Source organism: Streptomyces sp. NPDC004284 (assembly GCF_042874035.1).
In the GTDB taxonomy this organism is placed as follows: Bacteria; Actinomycetota; Actinomycetes; order Streptomycetales; family Streptomycetaceae; genus Streptomyces.
In genome coordinates this window covers 1-1,161 of the sequence record NZ_JBIAMJ010000044.1, presented here as the reverse complement: position 1 = coordinate 1,161, position 1,161 = coordinate 1, and the positions used below count along the sequence as shown (strand labels likewise).

Below are 1,161 nucleotides of genomic sequence, written 5' to 3'. Positions count from 1 at the left end.
GCCCGGATCGCGCTCACCTACCGCACCCCGGTCTTCCTGCTCTCCGACGGCTACCTGGCCAACGGCTCCGAGCCGTGGCGGATCCCGGACGTCGGCGAACTCCCCGACCTCAAGACGCCGTTCGCGACCGGCCCGAACCACACCCTGGACGACGGCACCGAGGTGTTCTGGCCCTACAAACGCGACCCCGAGACCCTGGCCCGGCCGTGGGCGGTGCCCGGCACCCCCGGCCTGGAACACCGCATCGGCGGCATCGAGAAACAGGACGGCACCGGCAACATCTCCTACGACCCGGCCAACCACGAGTTCATGGTCCGCACCCGCCAGGCCAAGACCGACAACATCGCCGTGCCCGACCTGGAGGTCGACGACCCGGACGGCGCCACCACCCTGGTCCTGGGCTGGGGCTCCACCTACGGCCCCATCACCGCCGCCGTCCGCCGCATCCGCCGCGCCGGCGGCCACATCGCCCAGGCCCACCTGCGCCACCTCAACCCCTTCCCCCGCAACCTCGGCGAGATCCTGCAGCGCTACGACAAGGTCGTCATCCCCGAGATGAACCTCGGCCAGCTCGCCACCCTCATCCGCGCCAAATACCTGATCGACGCCCGCAGCCACACCCAGGTCAACGGCATGCCGTTCAAGGCCGAACAGCTCGCGGCCGCCCTCCAGGAGGCCATCGATGCCTGAGCCCACCGAGTCGCTGCTGCAGCTGGTCCCCAAGACCGAAGCCGCCCAGTCCATGAAGGACTTCAAGTCGGACCAGGAGGTCCGCTGGTGCCCCGGCTGCGGCGACTACGCCGTCCTGGCCGCCGTCCAGGGCTTCATGCCCGAACTCGGCCTCGCCCGCGAGAACATCGTCTTCGTCTCCGGCATCGGCTGCTCCTCCCGCTTCCCCTACTACATGAACACCTACGGGATGCACTCCATCCACGGCCGCGCCCCCGCCATCGCCACCGGCCTGGCCACCTCCCGCCGCGACCTGTCCGTCTGGGTCGTCACCGGCGACGGCGACGCCCTGTCCATCGGCGGCAACCACCTCATCCACGCCCTGCGCCGCAACGTCAACCTCAAGATCCTCCTCTTCAACAACCGGATCTACGGCCTCACCAAGGGCCAGTACTCCCCCACCAGCGAAGTCGGCAAGATCACCAAATCGAC

General features: G+C 69.1%; 1 protein-coding gene and 1 pseudogene. Both read left to right on the top strand.

Features of this window, described 5'->3' with window-relative positions:
- A pseudogene (locus tag ACFYUS_RS39070) lies at positions 1-690 on the top strand (2-oxoglutarate ferredoxin oxidoreductase subunit alpha); the annotation flags it as partial.
- A partial coding sequence (locus tag ACFYUS_RS39065; RefSeq protein ID WP_388863074.1) for a thiamine pyrophosphate-dependent enzyme occupies positions 683-1,161 on the top strand: 479 nt, incomplete at its 3' end. The pseudogene ACFYUS_RS39070 and the gene ACFYUS_RS39065, both read left to right, overlap by 8 nt.